14 protein-coding genes and 1 pseudogene are annotated in these 14,770 nt (G+C 63.2%); 14 read left to right on the top strand and 1 reads right to left on the bottom strand.

Annotated features, from left to right (window positions below):
- Nucleotides 1-35 precede the first annotated feature (35 nt).
- From HMPREF9696_RS11420 to HMPREF9696_RS11410, 3 genes and pseudogenes are all read left to right on the top strand, one after another.
- Nucleotides 36-1,313, top strand: a pseudogene (locus HMPREF9696_RS11420) (SulP family inorganic anion transporter); the annotation flags it as partial.
- 57 nt (nt 1,314-1,370) lie between these two features.
- Nucleotides 1,371-2,204 carry a shikimate dehydrogenase gene (locus HMPREF9696_RS11415; protein ID WP_002713162.1) on the top strand — a complete coding sequence of 278 codons (834 nt, stop codon included), beginning with the start codon at nt 1,371-1,373 and terminating at the stop codon, nt 2,202-2,204.
- Between the two features lie 114 nt (nt 2,205-2,318).
- On the top strand, nt 2,319-2,621 hold the full coding sequence (locus HMPREF9696_RS11410) for a hypothetical protein (RefSeq protein WP_002713161.1): 303 nt from the start codon (nt 2,319-2,321) through the stop codon (nt 2,619-2,621).
- A gap of 192 nt (nt 2,622-2,813) precedes the next feature.
- Here the strand turns inward: HMPREF9696_RS11410 and HMPREF9696_RS11405 are convergent, their stop codons facing one another.
- Entirely contained in the window at nt 2,814-3,971 is a 1,158-nt protein-coding gene (locus HMPREF9696_RS11405; protein ID WP_002713160.1) for an alpha-hydroxy acid oxidase, read from the bottom strand.
- A gap of 89 nt (nt 3,972-4,060) precedes the next feature.
- Between HMPREF9696_RS11405 and HMPREF9696_RS21835 the strand changes: the two genes are divergently transcribed.
- From HMPREF9696_RS21835 to serA, 11 genes are all read left to right on the top strand, one after another.
- Nucleotides 4,061-4,219: a hypothetical protein gene (locus tag HMPREF9696_RS21835; protein WP_002713159.1), complete on the top strand. Its 159-nt coding sequence runs from the start codon at nt 4,061-4,063 to the stop codon at nt 4,217-4,219.
- Nucleotides 4,220-4,299: 80 nt separating this feature from the next.
- Nucleotides 4,300-4,473, top strand: a complete 174-nt coding sequence (locus HMPREF9696_RS21830; protein WP_002713158.1) for a hypothetical protein — start codon at nt 4,300-4,302, stop codon at nt 4,471-4,473.
- Between the two features lie 218 nt (nt 4,474-4,691).
- On the top strand, nt 4,692-6,041 hold the full coding sequence (glmM, locus tag HMPREF9696_RS11400; protein WP_002713157.1) for a phosphoglucosamine mutase: 1,350 nt from the start codon (nt 4,692-4,694) through the stop codon (nt 6,039-6,041).
- A gap of 155 nt (nt 6,042-6,196) precedes the next feature.
- On the top strand, nt 6,197-7,444 hold the full coding sequence (locus tag HMPREF9696_RS11395; protein WP_002713156.1) for an MFS transporter: 1,248 nt from the start codon (nt 6,197-6,199) through the stop codon (nt 7,442-7,444).
- A gap of 345 nt (nt 7,445-7,789) precedes the next feature.
- Nucleotides 7,790-8,620, top strand: a complete 831-nt coding sequence (locus HMPREF9696_RS11390) for an outer membrane protein (protein WP_002713155.1) — start codon at nt 7,790-7,792, stop codon at nt 8,618-8,620.
- Between the two features lie 153 nt (nt 8,621-8,773).
- A complete protein-coding gene (locus tag HMPREF9696_RS11385; protein ID WP_002713154.1) occupies nt 8,774-9,598 on the top strand; it encodes an outer membrane protein in 825 nt (274 codons plus the stop codon).
- A 104-nt stretch (nt 9,599-9,702) separates the two neighbouring features.
- On the top strand, nt 9,703-10,281 hold the full coding sequence (locus HMPREF9696_RS11380) for a glutathione S-transferase family protein (RefSeq protein ID WP_040301390.1): 579 nt from the start codon (nt 9,703-9,705) through the stop codon (nt 10,279-10,281).
- 66 nt (nt 10,282-10,347) lie between these two features.
- Nucleotides 10,348-10,653, top strand: coding sequence for a hypothetical protein (locus HMPREF9696_RS11375; RefSeq protein WP_002713152.1), 306 nt, complete (start codon nt 10,348-10,350; stop codon nt 10,651-10,653).
- A gap of 117 nt (nt 10,654-10,770) precedes the next feature.
- Nucleotides 10,771-11,397: a flavin reductase family protein gene (locus tag HMPREF9696_RS11370; protein WP_002713151.1), complete on the top strand. Its 627-nt coding sequence runs from the start codon at nt 10,771-10,773 to the stop codon at nt 11,395-11,397.
- Nucleotides 11,398-11,538: 141 nt separating this feature from the next.
- Entirely contained in the window at nt 11,539-12,711 is a 1,173-nt protein-coding gene (locus HMPREF9696_RS11365) for a phosphoserine transaminase (protein ID WP_002713150.1), read from the top strand.
- Between the two features lie 214 nt (nt 12,712-12,925).
- Entirely contained in the window at nt 12,926-14,515 is a 1,590-nt protein-coding gene (gene serA / locus HMPREF9696_RS11360) for a phosphoglycerate dehydrogenase (RefSeq protein ID WP_002713149.1), read from the top strand.
- Nucleotides 14,516-14,770 lie beyond the last annotated feature (255 nt).

The raw sequence follows: 14,770 nt of genomic DNA, 5'->3' as shown, positions 1-14,770 counted from the left end.
GGTGACGCGCCGGCATGGACCACGGGTGCAGACCGATGGATGCAACGAGCCCAGAGCCGAGCCAGCCGCAGCAGGCCTCCTCGGACATGTTCATGCCGAAAACCCTCACGGTGCTGCGTGAGGGCTACAGTCTCGACGCCTTCCGCGCCGATGTCGTTGCGGGCCTGACCGTCGCCATTGTCGCGCTGCCGCTGTCGATGGCGATTGCCATCGCATCCGGCACCACGCCCGACCGTGGACTCCACGCCGCGATCTTCGGCGGCTTTCTTGTCTCGCTGCTCGGCGGCAGCCGGTTTCAGATCGGCGGGCCTGCGGGCGCGTTCATCGTGCTGGTCGCCGCCTCGATGGCGCGTCATGGAATCGAGGGCGTGCTGCTGGCGACGATGATGGCTGGACTGTTCCTGGTCGTTGCAGGACTGCTGCGCATCGGCAGCTACATTCGCTACATTCCGCATCCGGTGACGGTGGGATTCACCGCAGGGATCGCCGTCATCATCTTTGCCAGCCAGATTCGCGATCTCTTCGGCATCACGCTGCCGGGCAAGGAGCCGGGCGAGCTTGTTCCAAAACTCGAAGCGCTCGGCCGCGCCATCGGCACAACGAATATCGCGGCGGTTGCGATTTCGCTGGTGACCATCGGCATCATACTCGGCGTGCGCAGGGTTCGCCCCACCTGGCCCGGCATGCTGATTGCTGTCGCCGCCACAAGCGTCGCCGCCGCGCTGCTGGCGTTGCCGGTGGAAACCATCGGCACGCGCTTTGGTGGCATTCCGCAGTCGTTCCCGATGCCGTCGTTTCCGGCGATCACGCTGGCGAAGTTGGAGGCCGTGCTGCCCGACGCCATCATGTTCGCGGTGCTGGGCGCGATCGAGTCGCTGCTGTCCGCCGTTGTCGCGGACGGCATGACCGGGCGGCGTCACCGCTCCAATGGCGAACTGGTGGCGCAGGGCCTTGCCAATATCGGCTCGGCGCTGTTCGGTGGCATCTGCGTTACCGGCACTATCGCGCGCACCGCGACCAATGTCCGCGCCGGTGCGCGAAGCCCCGTCGCGGGGATGCTGCATTCGGTGTTCCTGCTCGCCTTCATGCTGCTGGCTGCGCCGCTGGCGAGCTACATTCCGCTGGCGGCGCTGGCCGGCGTCCTTGCCGTGGTGGCGTGGAACATGGCGGAGAAACACGAATTCATGACGCAGCTTCGCGCGTATGACACGGCGCTGATGCTGCTTGCGACATTCCTGCTCACCATTTTTATCGGTCTTGCCGAGGGCATTGCCGTTGGCGCTTTGCTGGGCGCTTTGATATTCCTCTGGCGCGGGCGGCGACAACCGTCCGCCCGCACGGAATGAAAGAGACGTCTGGAATCAATCCAAATGAGCATCACTCCCGCCGCATGTCTGATCGGCTGGCCCGCGGCGCATTCGCGTTCGCCGCTGATTCACAAATACTGGCTGACGTCGTTCGGCATCGACGGCGATTATCGCATCGAGGCGGTGGAGCCGCAGGCGTTTGCGAAGTTCATCGCAAATCTTGAGGCGCGCGGCTATCGCGGCGCCAATGTCACGATTCCGCACAAGGAGCAGGCGCGCGCGCTGACGCTTGCGGACGCGCGGGCCACGGCGGTCGGCGCGGCCAACACGCTCTACTTCGACAATGACGGCGAACTGCGTTCGACCAACACCGATGTCGAAGGGTTCATCGGCAATCTCGACGCCAGCGCGCCGGGATGGGACAGCGCCGACGATGTGCTGGTGCTGGGCGCGGGCGGCTCCGCGCGCGCGGTGATCTTCGGTCTGCTGGAGCGCGGCATCGCGCGGGTGCATCTGGCCAACCGCACCGCGTCGCGCTCGCAGGCACTGGCGGAGCAGTTCGGCGAACGGGTCAGGCCGCTGGCATGGGATAGCATTGGCGACGTGCTGCCGCGCGCGGGGCTTCTGGTGAACACCACATCGCTGGGCATGAAGGGGCAGCCCGCACTCGATATTGATATCGGCGCGCTTCCCGCAACCGCGACCGTCGCGGACCTTGTCTATGTGCCGCTAGAAACGCCATTGCTGGCCGCAGCGAAAGCGCGAGGTCTGAAGACCGCCGACGGCCTCGGCATGCTGCTGCATCAGGCCGTGCGCGGCTTTGAACTGTGGTTCGGCAAGCGTCCCACTGTCACACTGGACCTGCGCGCGCTGGTCGAAGCGGACTTGGTGAAGTAACGTCGTCGTCATTGCGAGCGAAGCGAAGCAACCCACTTCTTCTTGCAATGGATTGCTTCGTCGCTTTGCTCCTCGCAATGACGATATTCAGCACGCTCGAAACAAGGACCAGCCTTGAACAGAACCGGAAAAATCATCGTTGTCGTCGCGCTCGTTCTGGTCGCGGTCAGCGCCTATACGAGCTATCGCGGCACGCAGGGTTTCAATCCCGCCGAGATCGACGATATCAAGAAGAAGATCACCGACGATTTCACCGCCAAAGGCATGACAGTGGCCGAGGTGAGCATGCTCCGCGGCGCGCCGCGCGAATTGGCGGGTTACGTGAAGTTCAAGGCGCCGGGATCGGATGCGGTCCAGCAGAAGGCCTGTACGGCTACGATGGCTGCGGACAAGACGACGACGTGGAGTTGTCAGTAGATATTGGACGCGAACATGTTTCTCGGCTGATGCAATTCTTCCCCTCTCCCCTTGTGGGAGAAGGTGCATGAGCGAAGCGAAGGCGGGTGAGGGGGTTCTCTCAGCAGCCGCTTCGACCCCTCACCCGGCTCAATCTCGTTTCACTCGATTTCGCCACCCTCTCCCGCAAGGGGAGAGGGGAGGAAGAACGGTTCACGCATTGGTCTGCATGTGGTCCGTCAGCACATGGCGGTCGATTTCGTCGATGCGGTTGATGCCGGTGAGGCCCATGGTCGTGCTCAGTTCCTTGCCGATCAGGTCCAGCGCCAACTCCACGCCTTCCTGTCCGCCGGCGCCGAGGCCGTAGATATAGGCGCGGCCGATCATGCAGGACTTCGCGCCGAGCGCGAGCGCGCGCATCACGTCCTGTCCGGTGCGGATGCCGCCGTCGAACATGATTTCGGTTTGCGAGCCGACATCCTGTACAATCTCCGGCAGCACCGAAATCGACGACGGTGCGCCGTCAAGCTGCCGTCCGCCATGGTTGGAGACCACGATGGCCTCCGCGCCGGTCTTCACCGCCTCGCGCGCATCGACCACGTCGAGAATGCCCTTGATGATGAGCTTGCCGGGCCAGATCGAGCGGATCCATTCGACGTCCTTCCAGTTCAGCGACTGGTCGAACTGCGAGGCTACCCACTCCGAGGTGGAGCCGAGATCGCCCGCGCCCTTCACATGGCCGGTGATGTTGCCGAAATTCCGGCTCTTGCCCTTGAGCATGCCCATGACCCAGGCTGGCTTGGTCGCGAAGTCGATCAGGTTTCGCAGCGTCGCGAGTTTGGGCGGCACGGTCAGGCCGTTCTTGACGTCGGCGTGGCGCTGGCCGAGCACCTGCAGGTCGACCGTGAGCACCAGCGCGCTGCACTTGGCGGCGATGGCGCGCTCGATCAGCGACTTCGCGAAACCCCGGTCCTTCATCACATAGAGCTGAAACCAGAACGGCTTGTCGACATTCGCGGCGACGTCCTCGATCGAGCAGATCGACATGGTGGAGAGCGTGTAGGGAATGCCAACCTTCTGCGCGGCGCGGCAGGCGTAGATTTCTCCGTCCATATGCTGAAGTCCGCCCGAGCCGATCGGCGCGAGGATCAGCGGCATCGCAGCCGGTTCGCCGAGGATGGTGGTGTTGAGTTCACGCTTCGAGATGTCGACGAGGATGCGCTGGCGAAACTTGAACTTCTGCATGTCGCTGATGTTCGCGCGCAGGGTTTCTTCCGCATAGGAGCCGCCGTCCACATAATCGAAGAAGGGCTTCGGCACGCGGCGCTTGTGAATCTGCCGCAGGTCCTCGATGCAGGTGATGTTCTTCATGGGCGCGTCCTCATTGAATTTTTTCTTCCCGCAATCATCTATCATGGTTGAGGCGCGCGCAAACAGCCGCCATCCTTTTGGAGAGCGCGATGACCACGAAAAAAGCCGATCCGGACGCCGCCAAAAAGGCCGAAGCCGAAAAGCGCAAGCTCGACGACGAACTGAATGAGGCGCTGGAGGAGACCTTCCCGGCGTCCGATCCGGTCAAGCTGACCCAGCCCGACCCGCATCCCGAGCGGAAGGACTAGTGCCGGCGGCCCGCTGTCCGGGCCGGAACATGGGCCGTTCCCGGGCGTTGACCCTGCGAACCCGAACGCAGGAGCAGATCATGGACGCGGATACCAAGCCGAAATCCGAGAACAAGCCCAGGGACCCTGAAAAGAAGAAGCTCGACGACGCCCTTGAAAAGGGGCTGGAAGAATCGTTCCCGGGGTCTGACCCGGTGAATGTGACCCAGCCGCCGCCGTCGAAGCACGACCAGGACATCAAGCGGAAGAAGTGACGCCCGGTTTCCGGCGTCAATCGAGATAAATATCATTATATTTCAATTGGATAAGCGCCGCCGCCCGCCTTGGGCGGCGGTAATGATTCATCATATTTTTTGAAGAATTTCCCCTCGCAGAGGCTTTATAACGTGCTCTCCGCTACAATGGGGCGTTCGCCAGAGCCGGCCGGTACTTCACGAAGCCTGGCCAGAGACTCGGCGGAACAGGGGAATTCATGGTGCGCAAATATTTCGGGACCGACGGCATTCGCGGCCGCGCCAATGGTCTGATCACGCCGGAACTGGCGCTCAAGGTCGGCCAGGCCGCCGGGCTGGTGTTTCAGCGCGGCGATCATCGCCATCGCGTGGTGATCGGCAAGGACACCCGCCTGTCGGGCTACATGATCGAGAACGCGATGGTTGCGGGCTTCACGTCCGTGGGCATGGACGTGCTGTTGCTCGGCCCGATGCCGACGCCGGCTGTGGCGATGCTGACCAAATCGATGCGCGCCGATCTCGGCGTGATGATTTCCGCCTCGCATAACCTGTTCGACGACAACGGCATCAAGCTGTTCGGCCCCGCCGGCTTCAAGCTGTCCGACGATGTGGAAACGCAGATCGAACAGTTGATGGACGACAATCTCGACAAGCGTCTCGCCCAGAGCGCCAGTCTCGGCCGCGCCCGCCGCATCGACGGGGTGCATGACCGCTACATCGAATTCGCCAAGCGCACCCTGCCGCGCGATCTCAGCCTCGACGGTCTGCGCGTGGTGGTCGATTGTGCCAACGGCGCCGCCTACAAGGTGGTGCCGGAAGCGCTGTGGGAGCTTGGCGCGGATGTCATCTCCATCGGCGTCGAGCCGGATGGTTTCAATATCAACAAGGACTGCGGATCGACTTCGCCGGATGCGCTGTCGCGCAAGGTGCGCGAGATGCGCGCCGACATCGGCATCGCGCTCGATGGCGACGCCGACCGCGTCATCATCGTGGACGAGCGCGGCCATGTGGTCGATGGCGACCAGTTGCTCGCCGTCATCGCGCAGAGCTGGAAGGACGACGGCCGTCTGGCGAAGCCGGGCATCGTCGCCACCGTGATGTCGAATCTGGGTCTCGAGCGTTTCCTGAAAGAGCAGGGTATCGAGCTGCTGCGCACGCCGGTCGGCGACCGCTATGTGCTCGAGCAGATGCTGAAGGGCGGCTACAACCTCGGCGGCGAGCCGTCCGGCCACATCATCATGTCCGACTTCGCCACCACCGGCGACGGTTTCGTCGCCGCGTTGCAGGTGCTGGCCGTGGTGCAGCGCCTCGGTCGCCCGGTTTCGGAAGTCTGCCACCGCTTCGAGGCGATGCCGCAGATTCTCAAGAACGTGCGTTACCGCACCGGCAAGCCGCTCGACAATCCCGGCGTGAAGTCCGCGATCCTCGATGCCGAGAAGCGTCTGAACGGCAGCGGCCGTTTGCTAATCCGTCCGAGCGGCACCGAACCGGTGATCCGCGTGATGGGCGAGGGCGACAACCGCGATCTCGTCGAGGAGGCCGTCGACATGATCGTTTCGGCACTCGGCACAGCATCCGCGGCGGCTTGATTTTCTTTCACCTCTCCCCGCGGGCGGGGAGGGGGAGTAGCTTCGCAGCAGTCTGGCCAATCCGGCACATCAGCCATGGGTAATCGCGACTGGTGGCGCATCCGCCGAATTTGTATGTCAGGCGCATTCGCTTTGCATTTTGCCCGGAAACAGCCGTGAACAAGCCCGTTATCCTGTCGGAAGACACCCTCGCTGCGCCCATCGTCGTGGAGGCTCCGGAGCAGCCGGCCAAGGCTGCCGGTCCCGCCTATGCGATCATCGGCGCGATCAGCGTCACCCATCTGCTCAACGATCTGATGCAGTCGCTGATCCCCGCGGTCTATCCGATCCTCAAGGACAATTACGCGCTCGACTTCAGCCAGATCGGGCTGATCACGCTGGCCTTCATGTTCACCTCCTCGCTGCTGCAGCCGCTGGTCGGCGCCTACACCGACAAGCGGCCGCTGCCGTTCTCGCTGCCGCTCGGCATGGGCTTCACCTTCGCAGGCCTCATCCTGCTCAGTCTCGCGCATCACTACGGGACCATCCTGATCGCCGCCGCGCTGGTGGGGACGGGATCGGCGGTGTTCCATCCGGAATCCTCGCGCATTGCGCGGATGGCCTCGGGCGGACGCATGGGTTTCGCGCAGGCGGTGTTTCAGGTCGGCGGAAATTTCGGAACGGCGATCGGCCCGGTGCTGGCCGCGCTGATCGTGGTGCCGCTCGGGCAGGGCAGCATCGCATGGTTCTCGCTGGTGGCGGCGCTGGCCATTGCCATCCTCTGGCAGATCAGCCGCTGGTATGCGCCGCGCGTCGCGCAGCGCAAGGGCGGTCATGCCTCGCTTCCTGCTGACGGCCCGTCCTCGGCGCGCACCATGGCCGCGCTCGGCGTGCTGATGGTGCTGCTGTTCTCCAAGACGTTCTACACGGCGAGCATCGGCAGCTATTACACCTTCTATCTGATGCAGAAATTCGGCGTCACCACGCAGGCGGCGCAGCTCTATCTCTTCGTGTTCCTCGGCGCGAGCGCGGTCGGCGTGTTCTTCGGCGGCCCGCTGGGCGACCGCTTCGGCCGCAAATACGTGATCTGGTTCTCGATCCTCGGCGCGCTGCCGTTCTCGCTGGCGCTGCCTTATGCGGATCTGTTCTGGAGCGCGGTGCTGAGTGGAATGATCGGCTTCATCATCTCCTCGTCGATGCCGGCGATCATTGTGTACGCGCAGGAACTGATGCCGCATCGCCTCGGCATGATCTCCGGCCTGTTCTACGGCATGGCGTTCGGCTTCGGTGGCATCGGCGCGGCGGTGTTGGGCGAAGTGGCGGACTGGAAGGGCATCGCCTTCGTCTATCAGATCTGCGCGTTCCTGCCGGCGATCGGCCTGCTTGCGGTGTTCCTGCCGCAGATCAAGCGCCACAGGCTGTAAGCGCGCGCATACAATCTTGCATCTTCCTTCGTCATGCCCGGGCTTGTCCCGGGCATCCACGTTTGGACAGCAGCAATCAAGACGTGGATAGCCGGGACGAGCCCGGCCATGACAACAGCGGTCACTGAGTCAGCATCGCTGACTTAATTCATCAACACATCGTTAGGAATTGCGGCGCGCGATGCCGTGCGCGTTGTGTAAATGTTTACCGTCCCGCTTAAGCCAGATTAAAAATCGCGGTTAAGAATTAGGGTTAAGTGCCGCTTAAACATTTGGTGCCATGGTCCGCTCATGAGTTTTGAGCGTGAGGCGTTTGTCTGCCTCACCGGCGAAAGGACCGGACCAATGCGTACTCTGAAGAATCTTCTTGCTGCCGGCGCGGCGACATTCATTTCCTCGGCTGCGCTTGCCGCCGATCTTCCCCCTCCGCCTCCGATGTATGTGCCGCCTCCGGTCGAGGATTTCGGCGGCTGGTATCTGCGCGGCGATATCGGCTTCAGCAATCAGAAGGTCCAGCATCTCAGCAACGCGCTGGAAGCCAATCTGATCAGCCAGAGCCAGAAGGCGGACTTCAACAGCGCCGGCATTTTCGGCCTCGGCGCAGGCTATCGCTTCAACAACTGGTTCCGCGCCGACGTGACCGGTGAATACCGCGCCAGCTCGACGCTGAACGGTTATGAGGTGAATACGTTCAACGCGGGTGGCCTGCAGAGTGGGTTCAACAAGTACACCGGCAACAAGTCCGAATGGCTGATCATGGCCAACGCCTACGCCGATCTCGGCACCTGGTGGTGCGTCACGCCATTCATCGGCGCCGGTGTCGGTACCGCGCGGGTCACGATGGCAAACTACACGGATGTTGGTCAGACCACCAACGGTGGACCTAGCTCCGCTTACGCAGCCGATGCCTCGAAGTGGAATTTCGCCTGGGCGGTTCACGCCGGTCTTGCCTACAAGATCAATCCAAGCCTGACACTCGAACTGGCCTACCGCTACCTCGACATGGGTGACGGCATCACCGGCGACGTCATCGCTTACGACGGCACCAACAACATCAACAATCCGACCACCTTCAAGCATCTCACCTCGCACGACCTGAAACTCGGTGTGCGCTGGGCGATTGATCCGGTGCCGGCCTATGCGCCGCCGGTGATGCCGCTGATGCGCAAGGGCTGAACCGACTCTTCTCTCTTCTCCCTCCTTCAAACTTCAACGGCGCGGATTTTTCCGCGCCGTTTTCTTTTGCGCGAGGCGCGCGGCGATAACGAATGATTAGGGTTAACGCGGCATGATCGAACGTAGTTAAGCGTTTGTAACGGGAGTGCCGTGATGCGTCGGATCGTGTTGGCGATGATGATGGCGGGAGCTGTGCAGGGTGCGCACGCCGCCGATTTTCCGGATGATCTGCCGGTGTTGCGCGGCATGCTCCGCGAAAGCCCGCGCTATGTCAGATGGCAGGGGTTCTATGTCGGCGGTCAGGCCGCCTACGGCTCGTCCGACGCCAACTTCAACGGCGCGACGAAGGATATCGCCGCGCAGCAGCTCGCGCTGACCACCGTTGAACAGGTTCTGGGCGTGTCGACCTGGCCGGTGATCGGCGGCAAGGTCTCGCACCAGAACAGCGCGTTCGGCGGCTTCGCCGGATACAACGGGCAATGGGGCGATGTGGTGATGGGCGTCGACGCCAGCTACATGCATGGCAACTTCGGCGGCAAGGCCAGCGGCACCATGTCCCGGCAGATTACGGTCGATGATGTCAACTATGCAGCGACCGCGAACGCGGCGGCTTCAATCAACTACACCGACGTGCTGACGCTCCGCGGCCGCGCCGGTTATGTGATCGGCAGCTTCATGCCTTATGCCTTCGGCGGCGTTGCGCTCGGCCTTGCAGACAGTGTCCGGTCGAGCACCATCAACAGTGCCGGCACCTATGTCGGCACCGGAACGCCGACGATCACGGACTACAACGTGACCTACAGCACGACCGAGAGCAAGAACCAGCGGCTGATGGTCGGCTACACCTTCGGCGTCGGCGCGGAAGCCATGCTGTTCGGCAATTTCTTCGCGCGCGGCGAGTGGGAATATGTCCGCTTCAGCGGCCCGATCGACACCAATATCAACACGGTGCGCGGCGGCCTCGGCTACAAGTTCTGATCGTGTCATCCGGTGCGATGGTTTCCCGCGGCCCTTGTCGTTGACAGGGGCCGCTTTGCTTGTTGGACTGTGGTCCGGGGCAGCCACGGAACGCGGTGATTGCGATGAAAATCTACGGCGATCTGAATTCGGGCAACTGCCTGAAGGTGAAGTGGGTGTGCGACCGGCTCTCGCGCCGCTACACCTGGATCGGCATCGACACGATGAAGGGCGAAAGCCGAACGCCGGAGTTTCTCAAGCTCAACGCGGCGGGGCAGGTGCCTGTGCTCGAACTCGAGGACGGACGCACGCTGGCGCAATCCAACGCCATCATCCGCTATCTGGCGCGCGGCACCGACCTCATTCCGGCGGAAGCATTTCTCGCGGCGAAGATGGATGAATGGCTGTTCTGGGAGCAGTACAGCCACGAGCCGTATATCGCGGTCTGCCGTTTCATGATGGTCTATCTCGGCAAGTCGCAGGGTGAGCTCGATCCGGACAGGGTGAAGCGCGGCTATGCCGCGCTGGCGCGGATGGAGCATCAGTTGCATGCCACCCGGTTTCTGGTCGATGACACCCTGTCATTGGCTGACGTGGCGCTGCTGGCCTATACGCGCGTCGCGCATGAGGGCGGTTTTCACCTCGACGGCTACGCCTGCGTGCGGCGCTGGATCGACGATTGCGAAAAAATTCTCGGTCTTTGATCCATGTGGCGGCGGGCCGCGCCGGATGCGGAGTAAGCTCGGTTATCACCAGCCGAGGAAGCGCCCATGCCGGCCATCAATCCCCTCACCGCGGTCGCGGTTCTGTTCGCCACCGCCGCGACCGACGCCGTCTATGTCATGTTCACGTCGGCGGTGGTGGCGCGCAAGCGCGTGCCCGCCGCCAACTGGAGCAGCATCTGGTATCTGCTCTCGTCCTATGCGGTGATCAGCTACACCGAGAACTGGGTCTACGTGGCCTTTGCCGCGGTGGGATCGTGGATCGGCGCGTTTGCGACCATCACCTTCCTGCATCGTCCGCCGGGCGGACCGCCGGTTGGCGCTTCGCCGGAATCCGGGGCACGGGACGGCTGACGCTGCGCGGGCAGACCGCCCATGCGCGGGTGAATCCGCGTCCAGCGTTGTAAGTTCCAAAAAAGCATCTAGGTTGCCCCAAAACGGTTTGCACCATGCAAGTCACGGAGGGCGACGATGCAGTTCGATTTCGAGGCGATGAAGCCGGGCGAGCGCTACAAGCTGCTGCTGGCCACCGTATTGCCGCGCCCGAACGCATGGATCACCACGCGCGATGCCAGCGGCGCGGTGAACGCCGCGCCGTTCTCGTTCTTCAATGTGTTCGGCTCCGATCCGGCGACGGTCGGCGTCGGCATCGGCAGCAAGGGACCGGGCGAGCCGAAGGACACCCGCGCCAATATCCGCGCCAACGAGCAGTTCGTGGTGAACCTCGTGCCCTACGCGCTGGCGCAGGAAATGCGGATCACCTCCATCGCTTTTCCCAAGGGCGTCGAGGAACCGGCGGAGGCGAACCTGAAACTCGTGCCTTCGGAGAAGGTGCAGGTGCCGCGCATCGCAGCCTCGCCGGTGTCGATGGAATGCACCTTCATGCAGGAGGTGGCGCTCGGCAATTTCAGTCTGGTGCTCGGCCGCATCCTGACGGTTCATGTCCAGGATCACGCGGTGATCGACGCTGCGCGGCAGTATGTCGACGCCGAAAAGCTCGACCTGATCGGGCGCATGGAGGGCGGCTGGTACACCCGGACGACCGAGCGTTTCGAGATGCCGAACATCCCGCTGGAGGCTTGGAAACGGCCCGCCTGACCGGGCGGGGAGGGGCGCCCTGCATCCCGGCTTTGTGATCTGCGCGGGGCAAAGTTTCTTGACGAAATCCGAAACCTTCCATATTGACGGCGGCGGGACACCTCCCCCCAACGGGAGGCTCACTATCTGGAAGGATAGACGATGACTGTAGCGAAGCCCGGCGCCAAGCCGAACGTGCCGCATTTCTCCTCCGGCCCCTGCGCCAAGCGCCCCGGCTGGGCCCCCCAAAATCTCAAGGACGCCGCCCTCGGCCGCTCGCACCGTGCGAAGGTCGGCAAGGCCAAGCTCAAGCTCGCGATCGACCTGACGCGCGAGGTGCTTGAAGTCCCCGCCGACTACAAGATCGGCATCGTGCCCGCGTCCGACACCGGCGCCGTCGAAATGGCGCTGTGGTCACTGCTCGGGCCGCGCCCCGTCACTACCATCGCCTGGGAGTCCTTCGGCGAAGGCTGGGTCAGCGACGTCGTCAAGGAGCTGAAGCTCAAGGACGTGGTCAAGCTCCACGCCGGCTATGGCGAGATTCCGGACCTGTCGAAGGCTGACAAGAATTCCGACATCATCTTCACCTGGAACGGCACCACCTCCGGCGTGCGTGTTCCGAACGCGAACTGGATCGCGGCGGACCGCGAAGGTCTGACCATTTGCGACGCCACCTCCGCCGCGTTCGCGCAGCCGCTCGACTGGCCGAAGCTCGATGTCGTCACCTTCTCCTGGCAGAAGGCGCTGGGCGGTGAAGCCGCCCACGGCATGCTGATCCTGTCGCCGCGCGCCGTCGCCCGCCTCGAAAGCTACACGCCGCCGTGGCCGCTGCCGAAGATCTTCCGCATGACCAAGGGCGGCAAGCTCAACGAAGGCATCTTCGTCGGCGAGACCATCAACACGCCCTCGATGCTCTGCGTCGAGGACTATCTCGATGCGCTGAACTGGGCCAAGTCGGTCGGCGGTCTCAAGGCGCTGATCGCGCGCGCCGATGCCAACACCAAGGTGCTGGCCGACTGGAAGGCGAAGACCCCGTGGGTGGATTTCCTCGCCGCCGATCCGGCGATCCGCTCCAACACCTCGGTCTGCCTGAAGGTGATTGATCCGGCGATCACGTCGCTCTCTGCCGACGCCCAGGCCGATTTCGCGAAAAAGCTGGTCGCGGCCGTGGAGAAGGAAGGCGCGGGTTACGACTTCGCGCATTATCGCGATGCGCCCGCCGGCCTTCGCATCTGGTGCGGCGCGACGGTTGAAGCCAAGGACGTCGAGATTCTGACGCAGTGGCTCGACTGGGCTTTTGCCGAGACCAAGGCCTCGCTGGCCAAGGCGGCCTGACGCTTCTTTTACCTCTCCCCGCAAGCGGGGAGAGGTCGACCGCAACGCGGTCGGGTGAGGGGCATCTTTCTTTTCGTTTCGCCCCTCACCCCGACCCTCTCCCCGTCAGAACGGGGAGAGGGAGAAGACCTGGCAGCGCGGCTTCTTTGAATCCTTTCATCCCACCTTGGCCTTGAAGGCCGACCTCCCTGAAGGGAGGTGAAGGAAGAACACCATGACCAAACCAAAAGTTCTCATATCCGACGCGCTGTCTCCCGCCGCCGTGCAGATCTTCAAGGATCGCGGCGTGGAGGTCGATTTCCAGCCGGATCTCGGCAAGGACAAGGACAAGCTGGCCGAGATCATCGGCAACTATGACGGCCTCGCGATCCGCTCGGCCACCAAGGCGACCGCGAAGATTCTCGAGAAGGCCAAGAACCTGAAGGTGATTGGTCGCGCCGGCATCGGCGTCGACAACGTCGAGATTCCCGCGGCGACCGCCAAGGGCATCATCGTGATGAACACGCCGTTCGGCAATTCCATCACCACCGCCGAACACGCGATCACGCTCATGCTCGCGCTGGCCCGCGAAATCCCCGCCGCCGACGCTTCCACGCAAGCCGGCAAGTGGGAGAAGAACCGCTTCATGGGTGTCGAAATCACCGGCAAGACGCTGGGCGTGATCGGCGCCGGCAATATCGGCTCGATCGTCGTGGATCGCGCTATCGGTCTGCGCATGAAGGTGATCGCGTTCGATCCGTTCCTGTCGCCGGAGCGCGCCAAGGACATCGGCGTGGAGAAGGTCGAACTCGATGACCTGCTCAAGCGCGCCGACTTCATCACCCTGCACACGCCGCTGACCGACAAGACCCGCAACATCCTCGACGCGTCGGCGCTCGCCAAGACCAAGAAGGGCGTGCGCATCATCAATTGCGCGCGCGGCGGCCTTGTGGATGAAGCGGCGCTGGCGGCGGCGCTCGACTCCGGCCATGTCGCGGGCGCGGCCTTCGACGTGTTCGTGGAAGAGCCGGCCAAGGCCAACGTGCTGTTCGGCCGTCCGAATGTGATCTGCACCCCGCATCTCGGCGCATCGACCACCGAAGCGCAGGAGAACGTCGCGCTGCAGGTTGCCGAACAGATGTCGGACTATCTGCTCACCGGCGCGATCTCCAATGCGGTAAACTTCCCCTCGATCACGGCGGAAGAAGCGCCGAAGCTGAAGCCGTTCATCGAGCTGGCCGAAAAGCTCGGCTCGTTCGCGGGCCAGCTCACCGAGACCGGCATTTCCAAGGTGACGATCACCTATGAGGGCCATGTCGCGGAAATGAAGATCAAGGCGCTGACCTCGGCGGCGTTGTCGGGCCTGCTGCGGCCGATGCTGGGCGACGTCAATGTCGTCTCCGCCCCGGTGGTGGCCAAGGAGCGCGGCATGGTCGTGGACGAAGTCGTCCGCGCGGCGGAAGGCGATTATGAGAGCCTGATCACGGTGACCGTGACCACCGAGCGGCAGGAGCGCTCGGTCTCCGGCACGGTGTTCGCGGACGGCGTGCCGCGCCTCGTCGACGTCAAGGGCATCCGCGTCGATGCGGAGTTCGGCAAGTCGATGATCTACGTCACCAACGAGGACAAGCCGGGCTTCATCGGCAAGTTCGCCTCGCTGCTCGGCGATGCCGGCGTCAACATTGCGACCTTCAACCTCGGCCGTCACAAGCAGGGCGGCGACGCCATCGCGCTGGTCGAGGTCGATGGAGCCGTGCCCGCAGACGTGCTGGCCAAGACCCTGACCCTGCCGCATGTCAAGCAGGCCAAGGCGCTGACGTTCTGACGGCGACTCCGACATCAAATATCGAGACGAAACGGGCCGGAGTTTTCTCCGGCCCGTTTCTTTGTGCATGCCTATTTTGCAAGCGGTACATGGGAAGGAAATTTCGGTAACTGATGTGGTGAATCCGTGCAGAAGCGCGGTCCCGCATCGGAGAAGCCCCCGGAGAAGCCCCGTGAAATTTTTGAAGAATCTTCCGATCACCCCCAAGCTCGGTATCCTGGTGGGTGTCGCTGTCGTTGGTCTGTGCGTTGCCGG

Origin of the sequence: Afipia clevelandensis ATCC 49720 (genome assembly GCF_000336555.1) — a bacterium.
Lineage (GTDB): Bacteria > Pseudomonadota > Alphaproteobacteria > Rhizobiales > Xanthobacteraceae > Afipia > Afipia clevelandensis.
This window is presented reverse-complemented; position numbering and strand designations above follow the sequence as displayed.